Annotated in this window: 1 rRNA gene; it reads right to left on the bottom strand. The window is 53.4% G+C overall.

Annotated features, from left to right (window positions below):
• Positions 1-5: 5 nt before the first annotated feature.
• Positions 6-1,046, bottom strand: a 23S ribosomal RNA gene (locus KPL44_RS25035); the annotation flags it as partial.

Below are 1,046 nucleotides of genomic sequence, written 5' to 3'. Positions count from 1 at the left end.
TTATCTTGGTCAAGCCCTCGACTTATTAGTATTAGTCAGCTGAACATGTTACCATGCTTACACCTCTAACCTATCAACCTGGTGGTCTTCCAGGAGTCTTACTTGCACCACACTTACGTGTGGACAATGGGAAATCTCATCTTAGGGTGGGCTTCACGCTTAGATGCTTTCAGCGTTTATCCCTTCCAAACATAGCTACCCAGCGATGCCACTGGCGTGACAACTGGTGCACCAGAGGTTTGTCCATCCCGGTCCTCTCGTACTAAGGACAGCTCCCTTCAAATTTCCTACGCCCGCGACGGATAGGGACCGAACTGTCTCACGACGTTCTGAACCCAGCTCGCGTGCCGCTTTAATGGGCGAACAGCCCAACCCTTGGGACCTACTTCAGCCCCAGGATGCGACGAGCCGACATCGAGGTGCCAAACCTCCCCGTCGATGTGGACTCTTGGGGGAGATCAGCCTGTTATCCCCGAGGTAGCTTTTATCCGTTGAGCGATGGCCCTCCCACGAGGTACCACCGGATCACTAAGCCCGACTTTCGTCCCTGCTCCACTTGTAAGTGTCGCAGTCAGGCTCCCTTCTGCCTTTGCACTCTTCGCGCGATTTCCAACCGCGCTGAGGGAACCTTTGGGCGCCTCCGTTACTCTTTCGGAGGCGACCGCCCCAGTCAAACTGCCCACCTAACAATGTCCTGTGACCAGATTCATGGCCTCCAGTTAGAACCTCAGTACTGTCAGGGTGGTATCCCAAGGATGACTCCACACAGGCTGACGCCCATGTATCGTAGTCTCCCACCTATCCTGTACAGACAATACCGAAATTCAATGCTAAGCTACAGTAAAGCTCTACGGGGTCTTTCCGTCCAATCGCGGGTATCCAGCATCTTCACTGGAACTACAATTTCGCCGGATGTACTGTTGAGACAGTGCCCAAATCATTACGCCATTCGTGCGGGTCGGAACTTACCCGACAAGGAATTTCGCTACCTTAGGACCGTTATAGTTACGGCCGCCGTTTACTGGGGCTTAAGTTCATAGCCTCGC

Origin of the sequence: Clostridium sp. DSM 17811, assembly GCF_018861905.1 — a bacterium.
GTDB lineage: Bacteria > Bacillota > Clostridia > Clostridiales > Clostridiaceae > Clostridium_AD > Clostridium_AD frigoriphilum.
This window is presented reverse-complemented; position numbering and strand designations above follow the sequence as displayed.